At 57.4% G+C, this 20,407-nt stretch carries 13 protein-coding genes and 1 pseudogene; 1 reads left to right on the top strand and 13 read right to left on the bottom strand.

Annotation, left to right across the window (positions count from 1 at the left end; genetic code table 11):
- The 7 genes and pseudogenes from V3C20_RS10120 to V3C20_RS10095 form a co-directional block, all read right to left on the bottom strand.
- Window positions 1-786, bottom strand: coding sequence for a polysaccharide biosynthesis/export family protein (locus V3C20_RS10120; protein WP_161981285.1), 786 nt, complete (start codon window positions 784-786; stop codon window positions 1-3).
- Window positions 787-805: 19 nt separating this feature from the next.
- On the bottom strand, window positions 806-2,788 hold the full coding sequence (locus tag V3C20_RS10115) for a nucleoside-diphosphate sugar epimerase/dehydratase (RefSeq protein WP_130083793.1): 1,983 nt from the start codon (window positions 2,786-2,788) through the stop codon (window positions 806-808).
- Window positions 2,789-2,793: 5 nt separating this feature from the next.
- Window positions 2,794-3,912: an aminotransferase class I/II-fold pyridoxal phosphate-dependent enzyme gene (locus V3C20_RS13465; protein ID WP_342778990.1), complete on the bottom strand. Its 1,119-nt coding sequence runs from the start codon at window positions 3,910-3,912 to the stop codon at window positions 2,794-2,796.
- A gap of 435 nt (window positions 3,913-4,347) precedes the next feature.
- Window positions 4,348-4,581, bottom strand: a pseudogene (locus V3C20_RS13460) (serine acetyltransferase); the annotation flags it as partial.
- The gene (locus V3C20_RS10105; RefSeq protein ID WP_130083884.1) at window positions 4,578-5,186 is read right to left on the bottom strand and encodes a sugar transferase; all 609 of its coding nucleotides are present in this window, start codon (window positions 5,184-5,186) and stop codon (window positions 4,578-4,580) included. The pseudogene V3C20_RS13460 and the gene V3C20_RS10105, both read right to left, overlap by 4 nt.
- Complete coding sequence (locus V3C20_RS10100; RefSeq protein ID WP_130083795.1) at window positions 5,186-6,307, bottom strand: glycosyltransferase family 4 protein; 1,122 nt, start codon at window positions 6,305-6,307, stop codon at window positions 5,186-5,188. Before V3C20_RS10100 ends, V3C20_RS10105 begins: the two co-directional genes overlap by 1 nt.
- On the bottom strand, window positions 6,304-7,368 hold the full coding sequence (locus V3C20_RS10095) for an EpsG family protein (RefSeq protein WP_161981665.1): 1,065 nt from the start codon (window positions 7,366-7,368) through the stop codon (window positions 6,304-6,306). Before V3C20_RS10095 ends, V3C20_RS10100 begins: the two co-directional genes overlap by 4 nt.
- A 493-nt stretch (window positions 7,369-7,861) precedes the next feature.
- Here V3C20_RS10095 and V3C20_RS10090 point away from each other — a divergent pair, with 493 nt between their 5' ends.
- The gene (locus V3C20_RS10090) at window positions 7,862-8,932 is read left to right on the top strand and encodes a glycosyltransferase (protein WP_130083797.1); all 1,071 of its coding nucleotides are present in this window, start codon (window positions 7,862-7,864) and stop codon (window positions 8,930-8,932) included.
- A gap of 15 nt (window positions 8,933-8,947) precedes the next feature.
- On the opposite strand, the gene V3C20_RS10085 is transcribed toward V3C20_RS10090, so the two are convergent.
- The 6 genes from V3C20_RS10085 to V3C20_RS10060 form a co-directional block, all read right to left on the bottom strand.
- Window positions 8,948-10,399: a hypothetical protein gene (locus V3C20_RS10085; protein WP_130083798.1), complete on the bottom strand. Its 1,452-nt coding sequence runs from the start codon at window positions 10,397-10,399 to the stop codon at window positions 8,948-8,950.
- Window positions 10,400-10,531: 132 nt separating this feature from the next.
- The gene (locus V3C20_RS10080; protein ID WP_130083799.1) at window positions 10,532-11,692 is read right to left on the bottom strand and encodes a 2-isopropylmalate synthase; all 1,161 of its coding nucleotides are present in this window, start codon (window positions 11,690-11,692) and stop codon (window positions 10,532-10,534) included.
- A 358-nt stretch (window positions 11,693-12,050) separates the two neighbouring features.
- Window positions 12,051-13,790, bottom strand: a complete 1,740-nt coding sequence (gene recJ / locus V3C20_RS10075) for a single-stranded-DNA-specific exonuclease RecJ (RefSeq protein ID WP_130083800.1) — start codon at window positions 13,788-13,790, stop codon at window positions 12,051-12,053.
- 292 nt (window positions 13,791-14,082) lie between these two features.
- Window positions 14,083-14,349, bottom strand: a complete 267-nt coding sequence (locus tag V3C20_RS10070) for a hypothetical protein (RefSeq protein ID WP_330935369.1) — start codon at window positions 14,347-14,349, stop codon at window positions 14,083-14,085.
- A gap of 34 nt (window positions 14,350-14,383) precedes the next feature.
- Window positions 14,384-16,945: a beta-N-acetylglucosaminidase domain-containing protein gene (locus tag V3C20_RS10065; RefSeq protein ID WP_330935368.1), complete on the bottom strand. Its 2,562-nt coding sequence runs from the start codon at window positions 16,943-16,945 to the stop codon at window positions 14,384-14,386.
- A gap of 214 nt (window positions 16,946-17,159) precedes the next feature.
- A complete protein-coding gene (locus tag V3C20_RS10060) occupies window positions 17,160-20,225 on the bottom strand; it encodes an autotransporter outer membrane beta-barrel domain-containing protein (protein ID WP_130083802.1) in 3,066 nt (1,021 codons plus the stop codon).
- Window positions 20,226-20,407 lie beyond the last annotated feature (182 nt).

Below are 20,407 nucleotides of genomic sequence, written 5' to 3'. Positions count from 1 at the left end.
TTAAATGCAGAAGGCCAGGATGACCATGGCAATAGAGGTGCCGGAAATGAGGTAGGGATAAATCTGGAGCTGCTCGCTCCGGGTATTCACTTTTCTGTCGGACGGAGTGACGTAAATAACGTCATTCTGCTGGATATAGTAATAGGGGGAATGAAACAGGTCGCTGTTGCGCAGGTCCACCTTGGACGCGATGCGCTCTCCCCCAGCCTCCCGGATGATATAAATGTCACGGTTGCCATCCATGTTCAGGTCTCCAGCCTTGCTCAGCGCTTCCAGCAGCGTCAGGCGTTCCCCCTTGATTTCATAATTGCCCGGCTTGGACACTTCCCCGAGAACGGAGAATTTGAAGTTCATCAGGCGCACGCTGACGGCAGGGTCCTTGATGTACCCTTCCCTGATAATCTCGTTTTCAATATCGTTCGCCAGCTGGGTGCAGGTCTTGCCCACAGCCTTGATTCTGCCCAGAACGGGGAACACGATATCGCCGTCCGTATTCACGAAGTATCCGCGCTCGTCGTCCCTGGGGCTGGAAACGCTGCCGCTGTCCTTGTTGAACATCTGGGCGAGGGTGGGATTCTTGCTGCTGACGGAAATGAAGAGGCGGTCATCCTTCTTGATGACTATTTTATACTCCTTCCCGATGGAAGATTTCTGGTCCAGCACCAGGTTCTGGACATAATTGACTTCTTCAGGCTTGACACAGGCGGAGAGAACGCATACCAGGACGGCGCCCACCAGAAGGCGGCTCCACACGGTGGAACGGAGGAATGGATGTAGGTATTTCATTGGATGGATTAGGCAAGGGTTAGATGGTGAGGAGTTTTTTTGAGTGCAGGTAGTCATATTTCTGATAAGGGGAATTATTGCTTTTATATTCGGGAATCAACTGCTTCATGGAACGGATGGTATCCTCCATCCGGAGGGATTCAGCATGGGAGACCAGGGTTTCCAGGGAATTCTTCAGGGAGGAAATTTCATATTTTCTGGTCTGGAAAATTCGGATGCGCTTGTGGGCAGTTTCCAGGGTTTGCTCATCATCCGTCAGAAGCTCTTCATACAGCTTTTCTCCGGGGCGCAATCCGGTAAAGACGATGCGGATATCCTTCAAGGGGGAAAGCCCCGCCAGGCGTATCATTTTTTCAGCCAGATCCACGATCTTGACCTGTTCGCCCATGTCGAACACGAAAATCTCGCCGCCCTTCCCCATGGCATTCGCCTGTAGAATCAGCCGGCAAGCCTCCGGAATAGTCATGAAATAACGGACAATTTCAGGGTGGGTCACCGTCACGGGCCCCCCTCTCTTGATTTGTTCCTTGAAGAAGGGAATCACGGAACCGGCGCTTCCCAGCACATTGCCGAAACGGGTGGTGATGAAGATGGTGGAACCTTTTTCCGGATTCTGTTTCAATGCTTCTCCCAGACTCTGGACGTACATTTCCGCCAGGCGCTTGGTGGCTCCCATGACGCTGGTAGGATTCACCGCCTTGTCCGTGGAAACCATGATAAACCGCTTGACGCCGTACTTGACGGCCAGAGAGGCCACGTGCATGGTTCCTTTCACATTATTGACCACGGCCGTGCAGGGATCTTCCTCCATGATGGGAACGTGCTTGTACGCGGCGGCGTGGAAAATCAAATCCGGCCTGTACTCCCGCATGCGCCGCTCCATCTGGCGGTGGTGGCAGATGCTGGTCACGGCGCCTGCGATGGGAATATGCGGATAATCCTTTTCTATTTCCTTGCGGATCATCCACAGCGGCGTCTCGGCATGGTCAAGCAGCACGATCTTCCGGGGGGAAAACCGGCACAACTGCCTGACGAGCTCGCTGCCTATGGAGCCGGCGGCTCCTGTCACCATCACCACGCTGTCCCTGATTCCTTCGGAAATGACTTCTTCGTCGATCTTGATTTCCTCGCGCTCCATCAGGTCTTCAATCTGCACCCCGTCCACCGCAAATCCGGAATAGTCGTCAAACGACTGGAAAAGATCATGGGAAACGAGCAGGTTGATGCCCCTCTCCAGGCAGATGTCGGCCAGCTTTTTTTCCTCCAGAAGATATCCTTTTCCCACGAAAATGATGGCCGAGGCCTGGAAAACATCCAGAACCTCCTCCACATCGGAAACTTCCTTGACGAAACGCACCGGAATGCCCTTGATTTTCTTCCCGTCCGCATGCGGTTCCGACGTCAGGATGCCCACAATCTCATACTCATCACTCTTCAGGCTTTTGATCAGGGAAGCCTTCAACAGGCAGGCATCCAGTTTTCCGACCAATGCCGCCCTCTTGCGTCCGGTTGTGGTAATGGAAGCAACCGTTTTATTGGAATTGAAATTCTCCAGCCATCTTCTTCCGCCGATGCACGCCATGCGGCATCCGATCAGCGCTAGAGAAGTCAGAATGAAATTGAAAATGCCGCAGGCAATGAATATCCGGAAATACGCCGGCCATACAATGATACTGAACACGTACAAAACCACGTTGGACAGAAGAACGGCCACCATGATCCTCAGCAGGTCCTTCATGGTCGTATAACGGACAAGCGTTTTGTAAACTCCCGAATTCCAGAGGAAGAAGGCCGTAACCGCAAAATCGACAAGAAGGGCGTACAGCAGATTGTTGTCCACCCAGTCCCCCCGGTAGAGGAACCGGCAATAATAGCACGCCAGCACCGTCATGAAAGACGCCACCGCAATATCCAGGAAGAAGATAAACTTCCCGTTGACATTCAGTAAATAATGCCTGGTGTAATAGAGAGATCGCGCTATGGGGCTGTGAGTTATGGGCATACGTGTTAAAGGTTGGAAATCACATCAATGATGAGGTCCAGTTCTTCCTGGCCCAGGGCGCTCCCCGACGGCAGGCAGAGCCCCCGCTCAAACAGGCGGTCCGACACGCCGGCGCCATAAAAAGGACAGGAACGGAACACGGGCTGTAAATGCATGGGCTTCCAGAGGGGGCGGCTTTCCACGCCCGCTTTCTGCAAGGCCAGCCGCAACGTTTCCCGGTCAAAACGTGCTTCTTCCGGATTGACCAGCACGCAGGTCAGCCAGTGGTTGGAACGGTAATGGGAGGACGGGTTTTCCAGCAGGGACAGCCCTGGAACGCCGGAAAGCCGGTTTCTGTACTGCTCATGAATGTTGCGCCTCTTCTCCAGGAATGAGGGGAGGGAAAGCATCTGGCCGCGGCCTATGCCCGCGCACACGTTGCTGAGACGGTAGTTATAGCCGATGTGGGAATGTTCATAATGCGGCGCTTGGTCCCGTGCCTGGGTGGCGTAAAATTTGACTCTGTTCCGGGATTCCTCATCCGGGCAGCACAGGGCGCCCCCGCCGGAGGTGGTGATGATCTTGTTCCCGTTGAAAGAAAAAACGCCATAAGTGCCAAATATGCCGCATTTTCTCCCCCGGTACTCGGAACCCAGCGCTTCTGCGGCGTCCTCCAGCACGGGAATGCCGTATTTCCCGGCAATTTCCATAATCTCCGTCATGCTGGCGGGCATGCCGTAAAGGTCCACCGGAATAATGGCTTTGGGAGCGCGGCCCGTCTGCCTGATGCGGTCCCTGATGGCTTCCTCCAGAAATTCGGGAGACATGTTCCATGTTTTTTCCTCACTGTCCACAAACACGGGGGAAGCTCCCTGGTAAACAATGGGATTGGCGGACGCCGCAAACGTCATGGACTGGCAGAGGACTTCGTCCCCAGGCCCTACGCCCAGCATCACCAGCCCCAGATGCAGGGCAGACGTTCCGGACGCCAGAGCCACGACATGCCGCTCGCCCAGGTACTCTTCAAGATCCCGTTCAAAGGCGTCCACATTCGGCCCTACCGTCGTCACCCATTTGGAATCAAAAGCCTCCCGTACAAACCGCTCTTCCGCCTCTCCCGTCTGCGCCAGGGACAGCCAGATCATGGATTTCTTCTCGGGCGAGGGAGGCGCGGACTTTTTAAGCACGGCAGGGCACCCCACATAGGTTCCCTCTTCCAGCGCATCCCTGACGAGCGTGGAGTTAGCTCCCAGCACCACACGCTCCCCAACCTTCCGGCAGGGAAGCACCACGGAAGCGGCCCCCAGGAAATTGGAATTCCCCAGCGTGACGCCCCCGGAAACCTTGCAGCCGTTGGCCACTACGTTCCAATGCCCCAGGGCGACGTCATGCCCGATCAGGGAACCGCAGGTGAACAGGTTGAAATCACCCATGTTCACATGGCAGCTGAAGACATGGCCGAAGCTGATGACATTGCCTTTCCCCATGGAGACACTGCCGCAGTCATAAAACTTCACGTCCGGCGCGATGATATTCGGAAAATCCAGCAGGGCGTTGTCCAGCCGTCCGGAAATGCGCTTGAGCGCATCCGGGGAGGCTATCGCAAGCACGATGGACAAAGGCTCTCTCCATGCGTTCAAGTCTTCAACGGTGCCCAGCACCTGGCCGTATTCGTTTTTCGTGCCCGCCGGCACCTTGTCGTCAAAGAAGCCTATCAAATTCCATGCGGACGACGTTTCATTGATCGCCCGGAGACAGCAAGCCGTCTCCCTGCCGAATCCTCCGGCGCCTACAATAGCTATGTTCTTTTTCATTTTCCTGAACCCGTGAATTTTTGCATGGTGGCGCACCCTTCCGCGCTGATGCCCTGCCGCCGGACCACTTTGGCCAGCGTTAAAAAAATAATGCGCATATCCAGCAGGAAGTTCAGATGGTCCACATACCAGACATCCAGCTCAAACTTGCGTTCCCAGCTGATGGCATTGCGCCCGTTCACCTGGGCCCATCCCGTGATGCCGGGCCGCACGTCGTGGCGGCGCGCCTGCTCCGCTGTATACAAGGGAAGGTATTCCGGCAGCAGCGGCCGGGGACCAATGAAGCTCATTTGCCCGGCCAGAACGTTGAACAACTGGGGCAATTCATCCAGAGACAGGGAACGCACCAGGGCCCCCGCGCGCGTCAGGCGCTGTTCGTCCGGAAGCAGTTCTCCGCGGGAATCACGGGCATCCGTCATGGTCTTGAATTTGACAATGCGGAACAGCCTGCCGCCGCGCCCCGGGCGCGTCTGGCGGAAAAACGGCGTTCCCCGGTTGGCAAGGGCCAGCAGCAGCGCCAGCAGCAGGAACGGCACGGACAGCAGAGCCAGGGCCGCCAGTGCGAGAGAAAAATCCATAAGACGCTTGATGCCATTCCCGTATATCATGATATTCTCCCGTAAAAATTGAGCAGGGCATCCCATACCATCCGGCAGGAATATTTCCTCCTTACATTTTCCGCGGCTCTCGCGCCCATTTGCCGCCGCCGTTCCGGATCATCCCGGAAGGAGGCCATGGCGCTGCGCAACGCCTCTTCATCCCGGACGGCCACCAGCAGGCCGTTCACGCCATCTTCTATAATTTCATTGCATCCGCACACATCCGCGGCGATGGAAGGCAGTCCCATCGCTCCCGCCTGAAGAAGGGAGTTTGGAAATCCCTCTCTGTAGCTGGGCAGAACAAAAACGTCCGCGGCTTCCAGCCAGGGCCGGATGTCCTCCTGAAAGCCGGGCACGAACACTCCGGGCATCTCCAAATCAGCTGCAGCATAACCTTCCAGACCACCCACCAGCGCTAGAAAAACAGGAATTCCCCCCTGCTCCTCATCTCCGCGCAATGCGGAAAACGCGGCAAGCAATTCCCGGATGCCCTTGTCTTCCGTGATTCTGCCGACAAAGACAAACAAAACGGCCCCTGCGGGAAGACCAAGACGCCGCCTTTCCTCCTCCCGGCGGCCGGATTGCCGGAAATGCTCCAAATCAACGCCGTTGACATTACCGTAGGCCAGGACTTCCAGAGATTTTCCCGTCACTTTTTCCGCAATCAGAAGCTTTCTGACACCTTCACCCTCCGGGATGACATGGGTGGCGAACAGGCATGTAAGGCGGTCCATCTGCCTGAGCAGGAATTTAAACGCGCCTTTCCGGTAGGGGAAAATCAGCCCGGTGAACGTATGCACCCGCACGGGAACACGGGCCAGGGCGGCGGCGGCCATGCTTAAAAGACCGGCTTTAGGAGTCAGGGAGTGCACGCCCCAGGGGCGTTCCCGGCGGAACAGGGCAAACAAACGCCACAAACTCTTCAAATCCTTCCACAGGGAAATCGTCCGCTCTATTTCAAGCTCCACGGTCTCCACGCCTTCACGCCGGCGGATGCGCGCATGCTCCACACCGGGGGAAGCTACGGCCAGAACGTCAAAATACCCGTTCAGGTAATTCAACTGCCCCCTGAGCAGCAGGTCCAGAGACATGGGAGCCGCCGCAATCCTGATGAGTTTTTTTCTCATGCGTTGTAAATATTCATGTAGAAGGTAAACGCATAAATCAGCGGGAAAAAACCGGCCAGCTTCTTTTCCTGATCCGCCCAGAACCTGTACTTGAAGAAGGGATAAATGAATACGAATCCCATCAGGAACCAGGAGAGCTGGGCGAACCTGTTGCTGAACGCCGCATACATGCAGAGAATCCAGAACGCATTCGCCGCGATGTAAATATTGAGCAGCCACGTATACATGGCATCCCGGTACTCCTGCCTGAAAATAAAATAACAGCCCGTCACGATGGGAAGCGCACTGTAAAGGAGGAAATCCCAGCGAAACCCCGTGCTGCTGAAGAAGGGGCTGGCCGCCTTTACCTCCTCCGCGGAACTGATGTAGAGGGTCAGGCGCGGATCGTCAAACAGGCCGGAAGAGGCAATCATTTCCCCAATGGCCGGACCGGCCAGAATAACCGCCACAATGCAGGCCAGCCACGCCGCCACATAATACCGGGTATCTGTCAGGAACCAGGCGCAGGCTCCGGCTCCGATGAGCAGAGCCATGGATTTGTGCAGGCTGACGGCAAGAAGGGAAAAAAGCACCAGGTACTTGAGGTTATCCCGGAAGGACAGACCGAGAATCATCACGGAGGCGGCCATGCCGTTGCGGATTCCGTTGACCCCGTAAACCCAGAAGGTGAACATGGCGCAAGCCGTCAGAAAGGGAATGAACCACCTTCCGCCGAAAATCCTGTAGCTGGCCAGCGCCAGAGCCCCCACGTACACTGCAGAACAGGAAAGAAAATAGTCGTGGACATTCCCGTACTGCACCCACGCATGCAGAATAAGGGCAAACAGCCATTCCCCGCGCAGGGATGTCGCCTGCGCCATCCAGTTGCCGCTTTCCTCCGTCTGAAGCGTCTGGAATTCCGCGGCGTAATTGATGGTATCTCCGAATTCCGGGCTGACCGGGCGGGCCCCCATGTACAGGATCAGCGCCACAACAAAGACAAATCCTGTGAAATTATTCATTTTGGCCATGGAACCCGTATAAATCACGCCGGTTCCCGCCTGATATACAGCGACGGCCATTAATAAAAGAATGATCCAGTTAAACAAGGATGTGTACAAAGAAACTGGAATAAATTCAAAACACATACATAAAACAGAGACCCGTGCCTAAATATTACCGGATTATCAGTCCGTTTGAAAAAAGCTTCCGGGAAACCTAATAAAATCAATATTATGCGGAGGTAAATAAAAAAATCCCTATTGCTTAAGTAGGGTTATAATTGTCTTAATCTGCCTATTGCCAGGATCTTCGATTGACAGCGGACTGATAATCCGTTTACCCAGTCTCTTTAAGAAGCAACATTTTTTATTAGAGTTTATTATATATTGAATACTAAAAGAATAAAAACAAGAATCCGGAGGTATCCGACAACAGAAATGGTTTTTCGGCATTGTTTCATTCCGGCAACTATTCTATTCTTCCTGCCGCGTTCCGGAGAGGCTCTGTTCCCCCCTGCCCGCTCGGGGCATTTTTCCTGCGTTGAGGACGGCCATCTCCATCACCACCGGTAACATGAACACTTCCATCCAAAACGGCGCAGAGCTTCCCCTGGTCAGCGTCATTGTTCCCATCTACAATCTGGAAACGAGCATCTCCGCCTGCCTGGACAGCCTGCTGTCCCAGACCTGGCCTTCTCTGGAAATCATCCTGGTCAACGACGGTTCCACGGACCATACGCCGGATATTCTGAACAAGTATGCGGCCCGGCATTCCTGCATGACGGCCATCCACCAGAACAACGCGGGTGTGGACGCCGCGCGGTATGCCGGCATGGACAGGGCGACGGGGCAATACGTGATGTTTCTGGATGGCGACGACGTCGTTTTTCCGGACTGCGTGGAAGCCATGACCCGAATGGCCATGCGGGAAAACGCCGACATCGTCATCGGGGACTATGTCAGGCATCTGGACCGCTTCGGCCTCTTCCGCAGAAAAGACGGGGCCATTCCGGAAAACCGCGTGGTGGAGCGGCAGGAGTTCCTTTCTTCCTATTATTCCGGCTTTTTCGGCATGGACCGGTATGGCCTGTTCTACACTTACGGGAAAATGTGCACCAAGCTTTACGGCAGGGAATTCCTGCTTGCCAGCCGTCCCGCCCCAAGCGGACTGAGATATGCGGAAGACCAGTTGTTCAACCTCCGGGTCTTCCCCGCGGCAGAACGCATCGCCCTGCTGGCAAAGGATGTGTACGTGTACAAATTCGGGGGAGTGACGGGAAATCTCACGCTGTCCCTGTTTGACGACATGATCCGCCTGCACTCCCGCAAAATGGGCATGACGGACCGGGAAGACTGGAAAAAAAGCGAATTGAGGGCGTTCCTGAACAACGTCCGCAGTTTTCTGGCAACCCTGGCCGTTTCAGGCCAGCTCACGGCCCGCAGCATGCCGGAAGCCCTGCAAAAGCTGAACGAAAGTTCCATCTGGCGCCAGGCACTGGAAGCACATCCCGGAGTTGATGACAGTTTCTTTTCCGCCATGCGCCGGAACGACCACGCCGCGGCGTACCGGGAACTCAGCCGGAACACCTTCCTGAAAAAAGTCTCCTACAGGTTGCGCAGAATCATTCTGAAACTGGTCCGGTAAGGCGGTGCGCCCCATTTATTTGCCGGAAGGAATATGCTTGCTGAACGGGGTCTTTTCCCGGTCCGCGGGCATGCCGTGTTCATTGAACCACGGGAACATGTCCTTCCCCAGCGCAATGCTGATGATGGCCACGGTGTCATCCATGTTATAGCGGTGGTCCATTCTGGCGGGAACATATTTCCGCTTGGCCCGGAAGTATTTGGAGAGGAACTCCGGGTCCATGCCGCGGAGCTGTTCAAAGACCCAGAACGACTTGCCCCAGTGTATCTCGTTTTTCCTGCCTCCGTCCAGCCGGACGGCTCCGGGGCGTTCCGTGTTGCCGTAGATGTCGTACACGGTCATGTCCGGATCCAGGGTGCTGGCGCGGCGGATGGTGTTTTCAATGCGGCGTTTGCCTTCCTCCGGATAGCCCAAGTCGCCCATGACCACGTCCCCCACGTAGGTGGCGATGGGTTCGTTCCATACCTCGGGATGGGGAAGCACCCAGGAGTGGGTGAATTCATGGCACAGGAATTCGATCATGCCCTTCTTTTCCTTCGGAAAATTCTCCCAGAAGACGGCCAGGCCCACATAGCCTCCGGCGGAAAAACCCCCGCCTCCGGTCGCCAGCAGCCCCACCTGGTTTCCCATTCCCTGGGAGAGAGGCACGCCGAGGCGCTTTTCCATGGCGGGGCGGCATTGGGCCTCAATCCTGATCATGTCCTGGAAGTAGGGCGCCAGATAATCGGAATAATGGAACGTCACGCCATCCACCACCTTCGAATTTCCCATCCGGGTGGAACCTACCGCGGGCAGCGGCTTTTCTCCGCTCACCTCTTTGCCGGAAGCGGCCTCCTTCAGTACGGGCGTTACCCATTCCCTGTTCAGGGCGTCCTTGCCGTCAGGATTGCTGCCCAGCAAATTGCGGGCAACGGCAATCAATGTTCCCTTTCCTTCCTTCCTGCGGGCCATCACGGGGGCCTGCGCGGAATCCTGCACGAGGGTCTCCCACTTCCCTCCCGGTTTCAAGACCAGCACGCTCAAGTTGTTTCCGGCAACGGCGGAAGAACCGCCCACAGCGGAAGTCAGGGAGAAGGGGGGCACGGCTTTTCCTTCAAACCGGGCGCCGAATTCGGAGAGCAGCAGGTTCTGGCCTTTTGTTCCCGCATTCCCGGCAATCAGCACGCAGCCGCCCTGCCGCAGGAATTTCTTCAGAAAGGCGACGTCGCGGGCATTGTAGCGCACGTTGCCATCACAGCCCAGCAGGGCGATCAGGTTGATGTTGTCCGTATCCAGATCATAGAGGTTGCCCCAGTTGCTCAAGACAACCTGGTCGGGAAGATACTGGCTGCGGAATCTGCCGTCCGCATAAAAGGAGAATTCATGGGACAGGTCGGCAATGCCGTGAACGCGGACATTCTCCGCGGCCTGCGCGAAAAGACCGGACAGGCAGAGGAACAGGGACGGGATTAGTTTGGGGAGCCACATATATGGAATCTATACGGAGCAAATTCATGGGGTTTTTCATCAACCTTGCTCTCCCGCCGCCGCAGAGCCGTCTCCGGTTACGGGACAGCCGCCGTCCGGGAACCTTGCAACAGGTTCCCGGACGGCGTGAATTCAGGCCAGCATGGACCTGGCCATGTCTGACAGATCGTCGTCATACACGAATTTGCAGCGGTCTCCGCGCTGCTTGAACAGTTCGAAGAAACGCGGCATGTCTTCTTCCGGGATGGAAAAGCCCAGCGCGTCCAGCCGCATTTTCACGGCGTGCCTGCCGGAATGCTTGGTCAGGGGCAGTTCCGTAGGGCCCCAGCCTATTTCCTCCGGGTTCATGATTTCATACGTGCTGCGGTTTTTCAGGATGCCGTCCTGATGAATGCCGGAACCGTGGGAAAAAGCGTTCGCCCCCACCACGGCCTTGGAACGGGGAACAGCCATGCCGCTCATCTCCGCCACGATGCGGCTGGTTTTCACCAGCTCCCGCGTCCGGATGCCTGTTTCCAGGCCGGAAAAGAAGTCCGGGCGGGAATGGACCGCCATGACGACCTCCTCCAGAGCGGTGTTTCCGGCCCGTTCCCCGATGCCGTTGATCGTCCCTTCCACCTGCCGGGCTCCGGCCCGGATGGCCGCCAGGGAATTGGCCACGGCCATCCCCATGTCGTCATGGCAGTGCACGGAAATGACGGCGCGGTCCACGTTGGGGACGTTGGACTTCAAGTAGGAGATCAGGCGGTGGAATTCATCCGGCATCGTGTACCCCACCGTGTCCGGGATGTTGACGATGGAGGCTCCCGCGCCAATGACGGCTTCCACCACCTCCGCCAGAAAATCGGGTTCCGTGCGGGAGGCGTCCTCCGCGGAAAACTGCACTTCCCGGCACAGCCCCGCGGCCAGGGAGACGCCCTTGACGGCCATCGCCAGGATTTCCTCGCGGCTCTTGTTCATCTTATACTGGCGGTGAATGGGGGAAGTCGCCAGAACGAGGTGGATGCGCCCCCGGTTCCCGGCCGGAGCCACGGCCTCATGAACGGCCAGAATGTCTTTTTCCACGCAGCGGGCCAGACCGCAGACGCGGCTTGACTCCGTGCGCTCCGCCACGGTGCGGACGGCCTGGAAGTCGCCGTCGGAAATGACGGGGAACCCGGCTTCAATGACGTCCACGCCCAAGGCTTCAAGCTGCATGGCTATCCGCACCTTCTGTTCCACGGTCATGGCGGCTCCGGGGCATTGTTCCCCGTCCCTCAGCGTCGTATCAAAAATATGTATGTGTTCTTTCATTACAGTAAAAATGTTAAGTGTTCATTCCTTCGGAAACTGCGCACGGAAAACGTTCCTGTTCCGGAATCATTCCTTTGGCGCAAATCAAGACCAGCCGTTTACTTCCCTCGCGCCGGAACGGCTCACCGGCGCATATCAAGATATCTTCACGGACTACCGTCCGAGAAGTAGCAATAGACGACCTTGCAGGAACAGGGTATTCATCTTGCCTATTTTTACAACAAATCCTCCCCGAATGGGCGGAACAGGCCAGACAATGCACTTCCGCCGGATTGTTGTCAAGCCTGCGGCGCGCGGAAAGGCGCATATCGGGAATGATACTTTTACCCCCGCAGGGAAAAAGGACCCGGAAGACGAATCACATTTCCCGGTGGGAACGGATTTCCTGAATGGAAATGGACAGGGAGGCCCTGCCCCGGTAAACGTTCCGGTCAATCGTGAAGGCGATGTCCCACGGCGGTTCGGGGAGTTCCCGTTCCGCGCCGTTGAAGAAGATGGCGTCCCGTTCCACCATGCCCTGGCGCATGAAGAGCTTCAGATGGTTGGTTCCCACGCGCTTGGGCGGCTCCGTGGGGAAGACGTCGGAGCTCATGAAGAGGGGCTGGGGATTGGAGTTGCCGAAGGGTTCCAGCTTTTCATAGCTGTCCAGCAGGTCCAGAGTCAGGGCCTGGAAGGAGACTTCCATGTCTATGTTCAGCACCGGGCAGCGCTGTTCCTCCGTGGTGGTCTCCGAAACATAGCGGTTGAAGGCCCGCCGGAAGTCGTCCATGCGGGATTCCTCAATCACCAGGCCCGCCGCCATGTCATGGCCGCCGCCGGAAACCAAAGTGTCCGCGCACTGATGGATGGCCTGCACGAGGGAGACGCCGGGGATGGAACGCCCGGAGCCCTTGCCCACCCCGCTTTCATCAAAGGCGATGACGAAGGTCGGCTTGTGGTACCGCCGCATGAGCTGGGAGGCCACAATGCCCACCACGCCGGGATGCCACGCGCGGGAGCCCAGTACAATGACGTTGTCCCGCTCCGGGTCAAAGGAGTTGTGGAGCATTTGGACGGCGTCCGTCCTGATAGCCTCCTCCTCCTCCTGCCGCTTGCGGTTATGGGAGTCCAGCATCTGGGCGAGCTGGACGGCGCGCCTGTTGTCCATGGTCAGCAGCAGTTCCAGGGCATCCATGGGGGAGTCCATGCGCCCGGCGGCGTTGATGCGCGGCCCGATCCGGAAGCCCACGTGCGCGGCGTTCAGGAATCCGGCATGGCTGGCGGCGTCCGAGGGGCGGATGCCCGCTATTTCCGTCAGGGTTTTCAGCCCCGTATGGCGGCTGTGGGCCAGCCTGCCCAGGCCGTGGCGCACCAGAATCCGGTTTTCATCCACCAGGGGGACGATGTCCGCCACGGTAGCCACGGCAACCAGGTCCAGGTAGAGCTTGAGGTCAAAGGTTTTCAATTTCCGCACCTTGAGCAGGGCGTGCGCCAGCTTGAAAACCACGCCCGCGCTGCACAGGTAGGTGTACGGGCTGTTTTCCTCTATTTTGGCATTGACCACCGCCACGGCGTCCGGCCTGCCCTGCGGTCCGGCCTCGTGGTGGTCCAGTATGATGACGTCTATTCCCCGCTTGTTGAGCATGTCCACCTCCCTGACGGAGGAAGTGCCGCAGTCCACCGTAATGAGCAGGCTGGGCTTGTCCGAGCATTCGCACAGGCAGCGTTCCATGCCCGCTTCGCTCAGGCCGTATCCTTCGCGGGAACGGACGGGAATGAAGTACTGGGGGTCCAGGTCGTACGCCATCAGAATGGCCCTGAGCAGGGCCACGGAGGTGACGCCGTCCACATCGTAGTCCCCGTAGATGCACACGGTTTCCCCCGCGTCCACGGCCTGGAAGATGCGTTCCACGGCGGCGCCCATTTCCCCCATCAGGAAAGGATCGCTCAGGTGGGAGAGCCTGGGTTCCAGAAACAGTTCCGTTTCCGCGCCTCCCTTGAATCCGCGCTGGAGCAGGAGCTGCTTGACCAGCAGGGGAAGTTCCGCGGGGAATGCTTTCAGGGCCGGATCGTCCTCCTTCACGGAGGGGCGCAGAGTCCAATGAAAGCCCGGTGTCATGTCAATATTTTAACCCTCCGGCCAACAGGGTCAAGGTTGTTTCCGAATGTTTCAGCCGGGACGGCTGCCGAATGTACCCGGCACGGCTGGCCATTTGAATGCGCTCCTCATTCCCCGCGCCCTTTACGCGGAAGAGTTCCAGGCCGTTTTTACGAGGCATGGAAAAGGCATCCGGCCACGCCCGGTCTTTTTCTCACCATTCCGGTCCGGCCGCCTGCCGGAGCCGTCATGCCGGTACGCAGCAGGGCCGCCGGAATATCCGGGCGGCCCTGCGGAAGACGGATAAAACCGCCTATTTTTTGGAAGAGAAGATCACTTCATTGATCACGGCATCCTTCTGGGGAGCGTTGTAGAACAGGCGCACGGCAGTAGTCCCGGCGGGAATGGCGAATTCCGCCGCTCCGGCTCCCGCGGCCTTCTTGCCTACGGATGTCCACGCGCCTTCACCCCTGCGGGCCTGCACAGCGTATGCCGCGGACCCTACCACGACGAGTTTGGTCGCCCTGGGGTTGTCCAGATTGGGAATCACCACGTCCAGAGGCTTGTCCGCACGGTACACCGTTTTCAGGTTCCTGTCGCTCAGGGCCGCAAGGTTAGCTCCAGGATCGGCGGGGGGGGACGTCGAATTTGAACATGTTCAGCACCACGTCCTGTTCCTTGCCGCTCTTGTTGACCAGTTTCATGCCCTTGATGCCCTTGGGAAGCTGGTTGGCCTTGGCAATGAAGTTTTGGCCCTGCCTGTCCAGCTTCTGCACCACGGGCTTGGCGGCCCCTTCCACATCCAGCACCACTTCCGCCCAGGAGTTCACGTCATCCCGTTCCAGGTTGATTTCCAGCCAGGTGGCGTCCGTGGGCCCTTCCAGGTCCAGGGCGATGAATTCTCCGGGCTTCATCTTATGGGTTTCCATCACACGGTTGATCCGCACGATTTTGTCCGATTTCTGCACGGAAACGCCTTCCAGCCCCGCCACATTGGAGGAAGCGCGGGCGGCGGCCGGCGCATTCACGGAGATTTCACGAATGGCCGTCCATACGCCACGGCCGTTGTCCGTCTTTTTAGGTTCAATGACGCGGTAGCGCACGGCGCGGACGGAAACGGGCTTGGGCGCCTGCCACGCCACCTGCATGCCGGAGGTTTCCGGTCCCAGGGGCTTCCAGGTTTTCATGTCCTGGGTGGCTTCCAGCTGCCCTTTGGCCACGTAGTCTCCGTCCTTGTCATTGCGTCCCATCAGCACTTCCACGCTCCTGACGGGGATAGCCATGCCGTAGTCCACGCCGTACCAGTCCCCCGGCTGTCCATAAGCTCCGGAATGCCAGAAGGTGCCGCGGTCCCCGTCACAGAAGAGTTCCGCCTTGTCCATGCTGCCGCCCTTCACCAGGGGCTTGGGGGAGAGGGCGGGCGTTCCGGAAAGAGACGGGAAGGTTTTCCTGGAAACGATGTCCGCCAGTTCATTGACGGCGGGTGTCATTACGCGGGAACCGGTTTTCACCGCGGAACGGTACAATTGCCCCTGCTGGTTGTGCTGCTGGGAGATGCGGTCCATGGCCGCAAGCGCCTGCGTGGCTTTCACCAAGTTCGTCACGGCCGCCTTGGGATTGCTGCTTTCCAGAGCAGCCACGGCGTGCTGCCCGGCCATGCCCAGTTGTTCAAAGGCGTCCACCCAGGCGCCAATTTCCTTCATGAGGCGGGGGTTGTCCACCTTTTCCCGTATGACGGGAGCGGCGGCGGCCATGCGGGAGAATTCCTTTTTGAGCAGGTCTGTGTCCGATTTCACCACCTTGCCCTCCCGGGCGGCTTCCAGCACGCGGTTGACCACAGGGGCTATGTTCACGGATTCCTCACGCCGGTAGCCGTGACCGTTGGGGCCCTGGTCGGAGTTGTGGTCCACAAATGCCTGCATGGCCTCCGCAGCCTGCGGATAGAGGCGCACAATGCCCTCCTTCCAGGCTTCGTCCGACTTGAAGCCGTTGATGTTCCAGGCGTAGTCGGCAATGCCGAAGAGCGTTACCTTGGAGGCTTCCGGCTTGTCCATGGGGTTGGAGACCAGCCCGCTCATGGATTCCCGTGATCCGGGTTCCTGGGGCAGTCCGTAAACGCGGCCCATGCACAGGTTGGAGCGGCAGTAGTCCGTAACGGGAAAGTTCCACCAGACGTAGGACGGCCTCTTGATTCTTTTGTTCACCCATTCCTGGCCCTCCAGTGTGATGTCATGGCACACGGAGTTGCCCGTCCACATGATATGGACGGAGGGGTCAAGCTGTTCGCCCAGAATGTCCAGGTAAGTTCCCGGCTTGTCGTCCGCCCAGCCGCGGTTGTACTGGGTGGGGCACATGACCAGGGGAGTAACGTCCTTCTTGACCTTGACGAATTCGTTGTTGATCTTGTTCAGGAGGAGGGCCTGCATGTCTCCTCTCTTGCCTTCGGTAAAAATGTCGTCAAAGAACACGGCGAAGGAGCGTACTCCCAGCTTGTACATCATCTCAAACTTTTTGATGACGTTGTTCATGTCTTCCTCCGTCCACTTGATGTCCTTGCCGGGGTGAATGGCCCAGACGAAGTCCACATGGTTTTCCCGGGCCACTTTCACCAACTCCCTGATTTGGGCGGCCTGGTCCGCGGGATAGGGATCCCGCCAGTGCGGGGAGGAATGGTAGGGATCGTCCTTGGGGCCGTAAATGTAGGTGTTCATTTTGTTCTGCCCGTAGAAGCGCAGCTGGCTCAGGCGGGCTTCATGGCTCCAGGGGGTGCCGTAGAATCCTTCCACCGTGCCGCGGAACTCAATGTCCGGCCAGTCAGTGATTTCTCCCACGGGCAGCATCACGGCGTCGCCGTTTCCGGTCTTTTTGCCCAACTGGCGCAGCGTCTGCATGGCGTAAAACGCCCCGCGCTCGTCATGGGCGCCGATGCCCACCTTCCCCTGCGGGGAGACCACCAGCTTGTACGCGCCGGATTTTTCCGGCACGCCGGCCAGCAGTTTGTCTCCCTGCGTCCTGGCGGAACGGACCACGACGGACGGTTTCCCGGAGAAAGCCGCCGTCTGGGAAGACAGTTTGGATTGCTGGGGAACGGGATAGACAGCGGGCGCGCCCATGACGGGGCCCGCCAGCAGGGCCGCCACGCCAAAACCACATTGAAGAAGTTGAAAACCATTCATGATAATGCTCGGTAATGGAATCAGAAAAGAGTGCCCATCTCAAGAAAAAACCGTCCGTATCCGCCTGGGGCATGTCACCGAAAAGAAAGACGGAGGCATGAACGAACACGCCGTCCATGCCTCCAGAATCCCTCCCGGAACATCAGGATCACGGGAGCCGCCATCCGGCCCTTTTCCCTGAAAAAAAGGAACCGGAGAGCATTTCAGGCTGCCGTCAATAGGCGAAACTTACTCCCGCGTTGAACCGGTGCGCCACAGCCTTGTTTCTTCCCTCAAATTCGTATCCTGCGTACGCCCTCCAGCGCGCATTCAATTGCAGCGCACTGTTCACGTTCACCCTCACCGCGTTCCGGTCGGGCGCCGTTCCCCTGGCTTCCCAGCGGTAACCGTTGAGCAGGCGCTGGGCAGGCGCGCTCGGGTTTTCACGGTACACATCGGGCAGGTAGCTCACCGCCACGCTGTTGATCCATTCCCTTCCCTTCAGTTCGCTGCGGCAGGTCAGCCCCACGCCCACAGGCAGGGACAGGTTTTTCAAGTGCCCTTTTTCAAAACGGCGCGCGTCCCACCCCGTTTCCGTGAACGAACCCTGGGTCACGTCCGTGTATTCCAGCCCAAGGTTGAAATCCACCGCCAGAACATCACTCAACCGACGGCTCCACTTCCCGTTGAGGGTAGCGGCCAGGGTGCGGTTGGTCCATTTTCCGCGAGACCATCCGCCAGTGTGGAAGGAATTCATTCTGTTGGCTGTCCAACCGTAGCCAGCGGAGGCCGTCACCATGAGAGCGTCCTTCCTGCCGAGGTCTTTGTACCATCCTCCATAGAGCATGGCTATGCGGCTCTGCTGGCCAATGTCTCCCACAAAGCTACGGCTGTACAACCTGCCGTACAGATCGCCGAATCCCAAGCCCAGGATGGTATTCTTCGCCACCCTGCGGTCCGCTCCCACGGCATATCCGCCGCCGTTGTAGTCAAACCCGTCCCGGCCGCCTTCGGTGGCATGGAAGAGGAAATCTCCCAGCCCCTTGACCCAGTAGTTGTTTTCCGGCCCCGCCAGGAAACGCAGAGCGTCCAGGCTGCCGAGAGCGGCGCCCGACATGCCGAGAGCATTGGAGGCGGAGGACCACATGGAGTTCAGGGCCATGTCGCCGGCCAGCTCGGGCAGAATTTCCTGAATGTCCTCTTTCCCGGGCGTGGGCGTCCAGACAAGCTGAAGCTGTTCGGAAAAGCCGTCGCCGTCCGCGTCCAGCCATTGGTGGCTCCAGGTGCCCGTGTAGGCATAGGGGCTATCCACATTTTCGGAGCCAGTAGCTAGAGAATAAGGTCCGGAGAAGTCGCCCTCATGCGTCTTGTCCGAGTCCGTAAGCACAATGAAGACACGCTTCTGTGCCCAGGAGTTGTCTGCATAAAAGTAGTCGGCGGATATGCCGTTGTCCAGAATACCGACGGAACCGCCCAGCGTGAAGGAATCTGCAGCCGAGATGGAAATCCCGCGGGAGGACTGCGGGGAAGACGCCCACGGAAGCTGTTTCTGCATGTCGAAAATGAAACCGTGGGAAATATCCACGTCCCTGGCATTGATGAAGGCGCTGCTTCCCGGACGCAGGACAATATCCGCATGGGAGACGGTGAAGGAGGCGGCGTTGACCGTGCTGCCGCCGGTGATTTCCAGAGTCCCGTTTTCCAGGGTCATGGAAGTGTCCTCCCTCAGGTCGGAATTACCGAAGACTACGTTATGTTCCAAAACAAGGGTACCCCCGTAGAGAGTGGTTTGTCCCTTGAAGTCATTATAACGGCTGGCAACCAGATGGGAATCTTCCCCCTGGTAGAGCTCCCCGCTGAAGATGACCGTGCCGCCTGTGGTGCGGGGATTGTCGCCATCCATATACTGGTTGATGGAAAAGGCGATGTTTTCCCGGCTGGAACTCAGAGCCGAACTGGTGACGGGGTCGTTGAAACGGATCTGCCTGCCTTCGGAAGCAGCCAGCTGAATGCTCTGATCGCCTCCCATATGGATCGCGTTGGCGATTCCGTTTTCCACGGAGAAGGAACCGTCAGAGTGCCGGGTAAACGTGCCGCCGGTCATGTTGCCGCTGAAAAGAACGTCACGGGTCAGAGCCAGGAACTGGCTGGAACTGCCTGCGTAGCTGCCTTGCATAAGAATGGCCCCGCCTTTGGTCCACGCGTAATTGCCGGTGAAGGTCGCTCCGTCCCGCACCGTAATGTTCGAATATCTTGATGAAGTTATGTATATCGCTCCCCCGGAGCCTATGCTTTCGTAGGACGGACTGGCGGAAGAAAAAACGTAATTCCCTGTGAATACAGCGCCGGGGCCAAGAACGAGCGAGGAAGTCTCCGAACGGGATGATGATGAAAGCGCAATCGCTCCGCCGTTGCTGTAACGGCCGGAAACATAATTCCCGGAAAACACGGCATTGGAGCCTATGACAAGGCTGTTTCCCCCGTAGTTTGTGCTGTCCGGCATGACGACATAAATGGCTCCGCCAGAGCCGCCGTAACCTCCTAAAAGATAATTTCCGGTGAATGTCGCGTTGTCTCCTATAACCGCTGCGGAACCAGTTGCTCCGTACACCTGAACCGCACCCCCGCCATTGCCGGAAGCATAATTTCCGGAGAATACGGCGTTGTTCCCTATGGTCAGCGAAGCGGTTTTGCCATATGAGTGTATGGAAATCGCTCCTCCATTGCCGGCAGCTCGGTTATCGGCGAACATGGCGTTGTTTCCCATCGACAGTGCGGTGGCCGCTGATGAGTACAGGCAAATCGCCCCACCGTATCCGTTAGCGGTGAAGGAATTTCTATCAGAGCTGTAATTTTTCGTAAACGAGACATTATCGGAAATTTTTAAGGAGATGGGAGCAGAGCTGGAGCTGTTGTTGTAGAAAAATACTCTGGCTGGAGCATTGGAAAAAACGACCGATTCCATATTCAGCGTGTAATTGCCTTTGGCCGGACTAAACAAAGGCGTATTTCCCAATCCAGACAGATCCACCGTACGCGGCGTTTCCGGATCATTGGAGCGGAAATTGACGAGAACGGGCAACTTGGAAGTGAGGCTGGAGTCATCGTTATTCAGAATGACAGTGTCTCCCGCTGCCAGGACTCCGGCTGAAGCCAGCTCCGCCAACGTCTGGTATACTTTCCGGCCAGGGTCGGAGGTCTGGGAAGCGTCCACGGTATAGTCTGCCGCGGAGGCGGAAAGGGACATGAAGAAGCCCGCAAAGAGGCTGCGACGCAATGAAAAAGGAATCGTAAATTTCATAATTTTTTACACGTTAATGTGTATAATATGATAACAAATCCGTTATCCGCCTACAACAGCAAAAAAACCTTATTGAGTCATCCTTCCGTTTTATATCCAGAGGAGTACGACACGGCCATTCCTTTCCAGAGGAACCACCCCTCTTCGTTTTTAAATGATTGCGAAAAATCAATCCTGTCATC

This window comes from Akkermansia sp. RCC_12PD (assembly GCF_036417355.1).
Classification (GTDB): Bacteria; Verrucomicrobiota; Verrucomicrobiia; order Verrucomicrobiales; family Akkermansiaceae; genus Akkermansia.
This window is presented reverse-complemented; position numbering and strand designations above follow the sequence as displayed.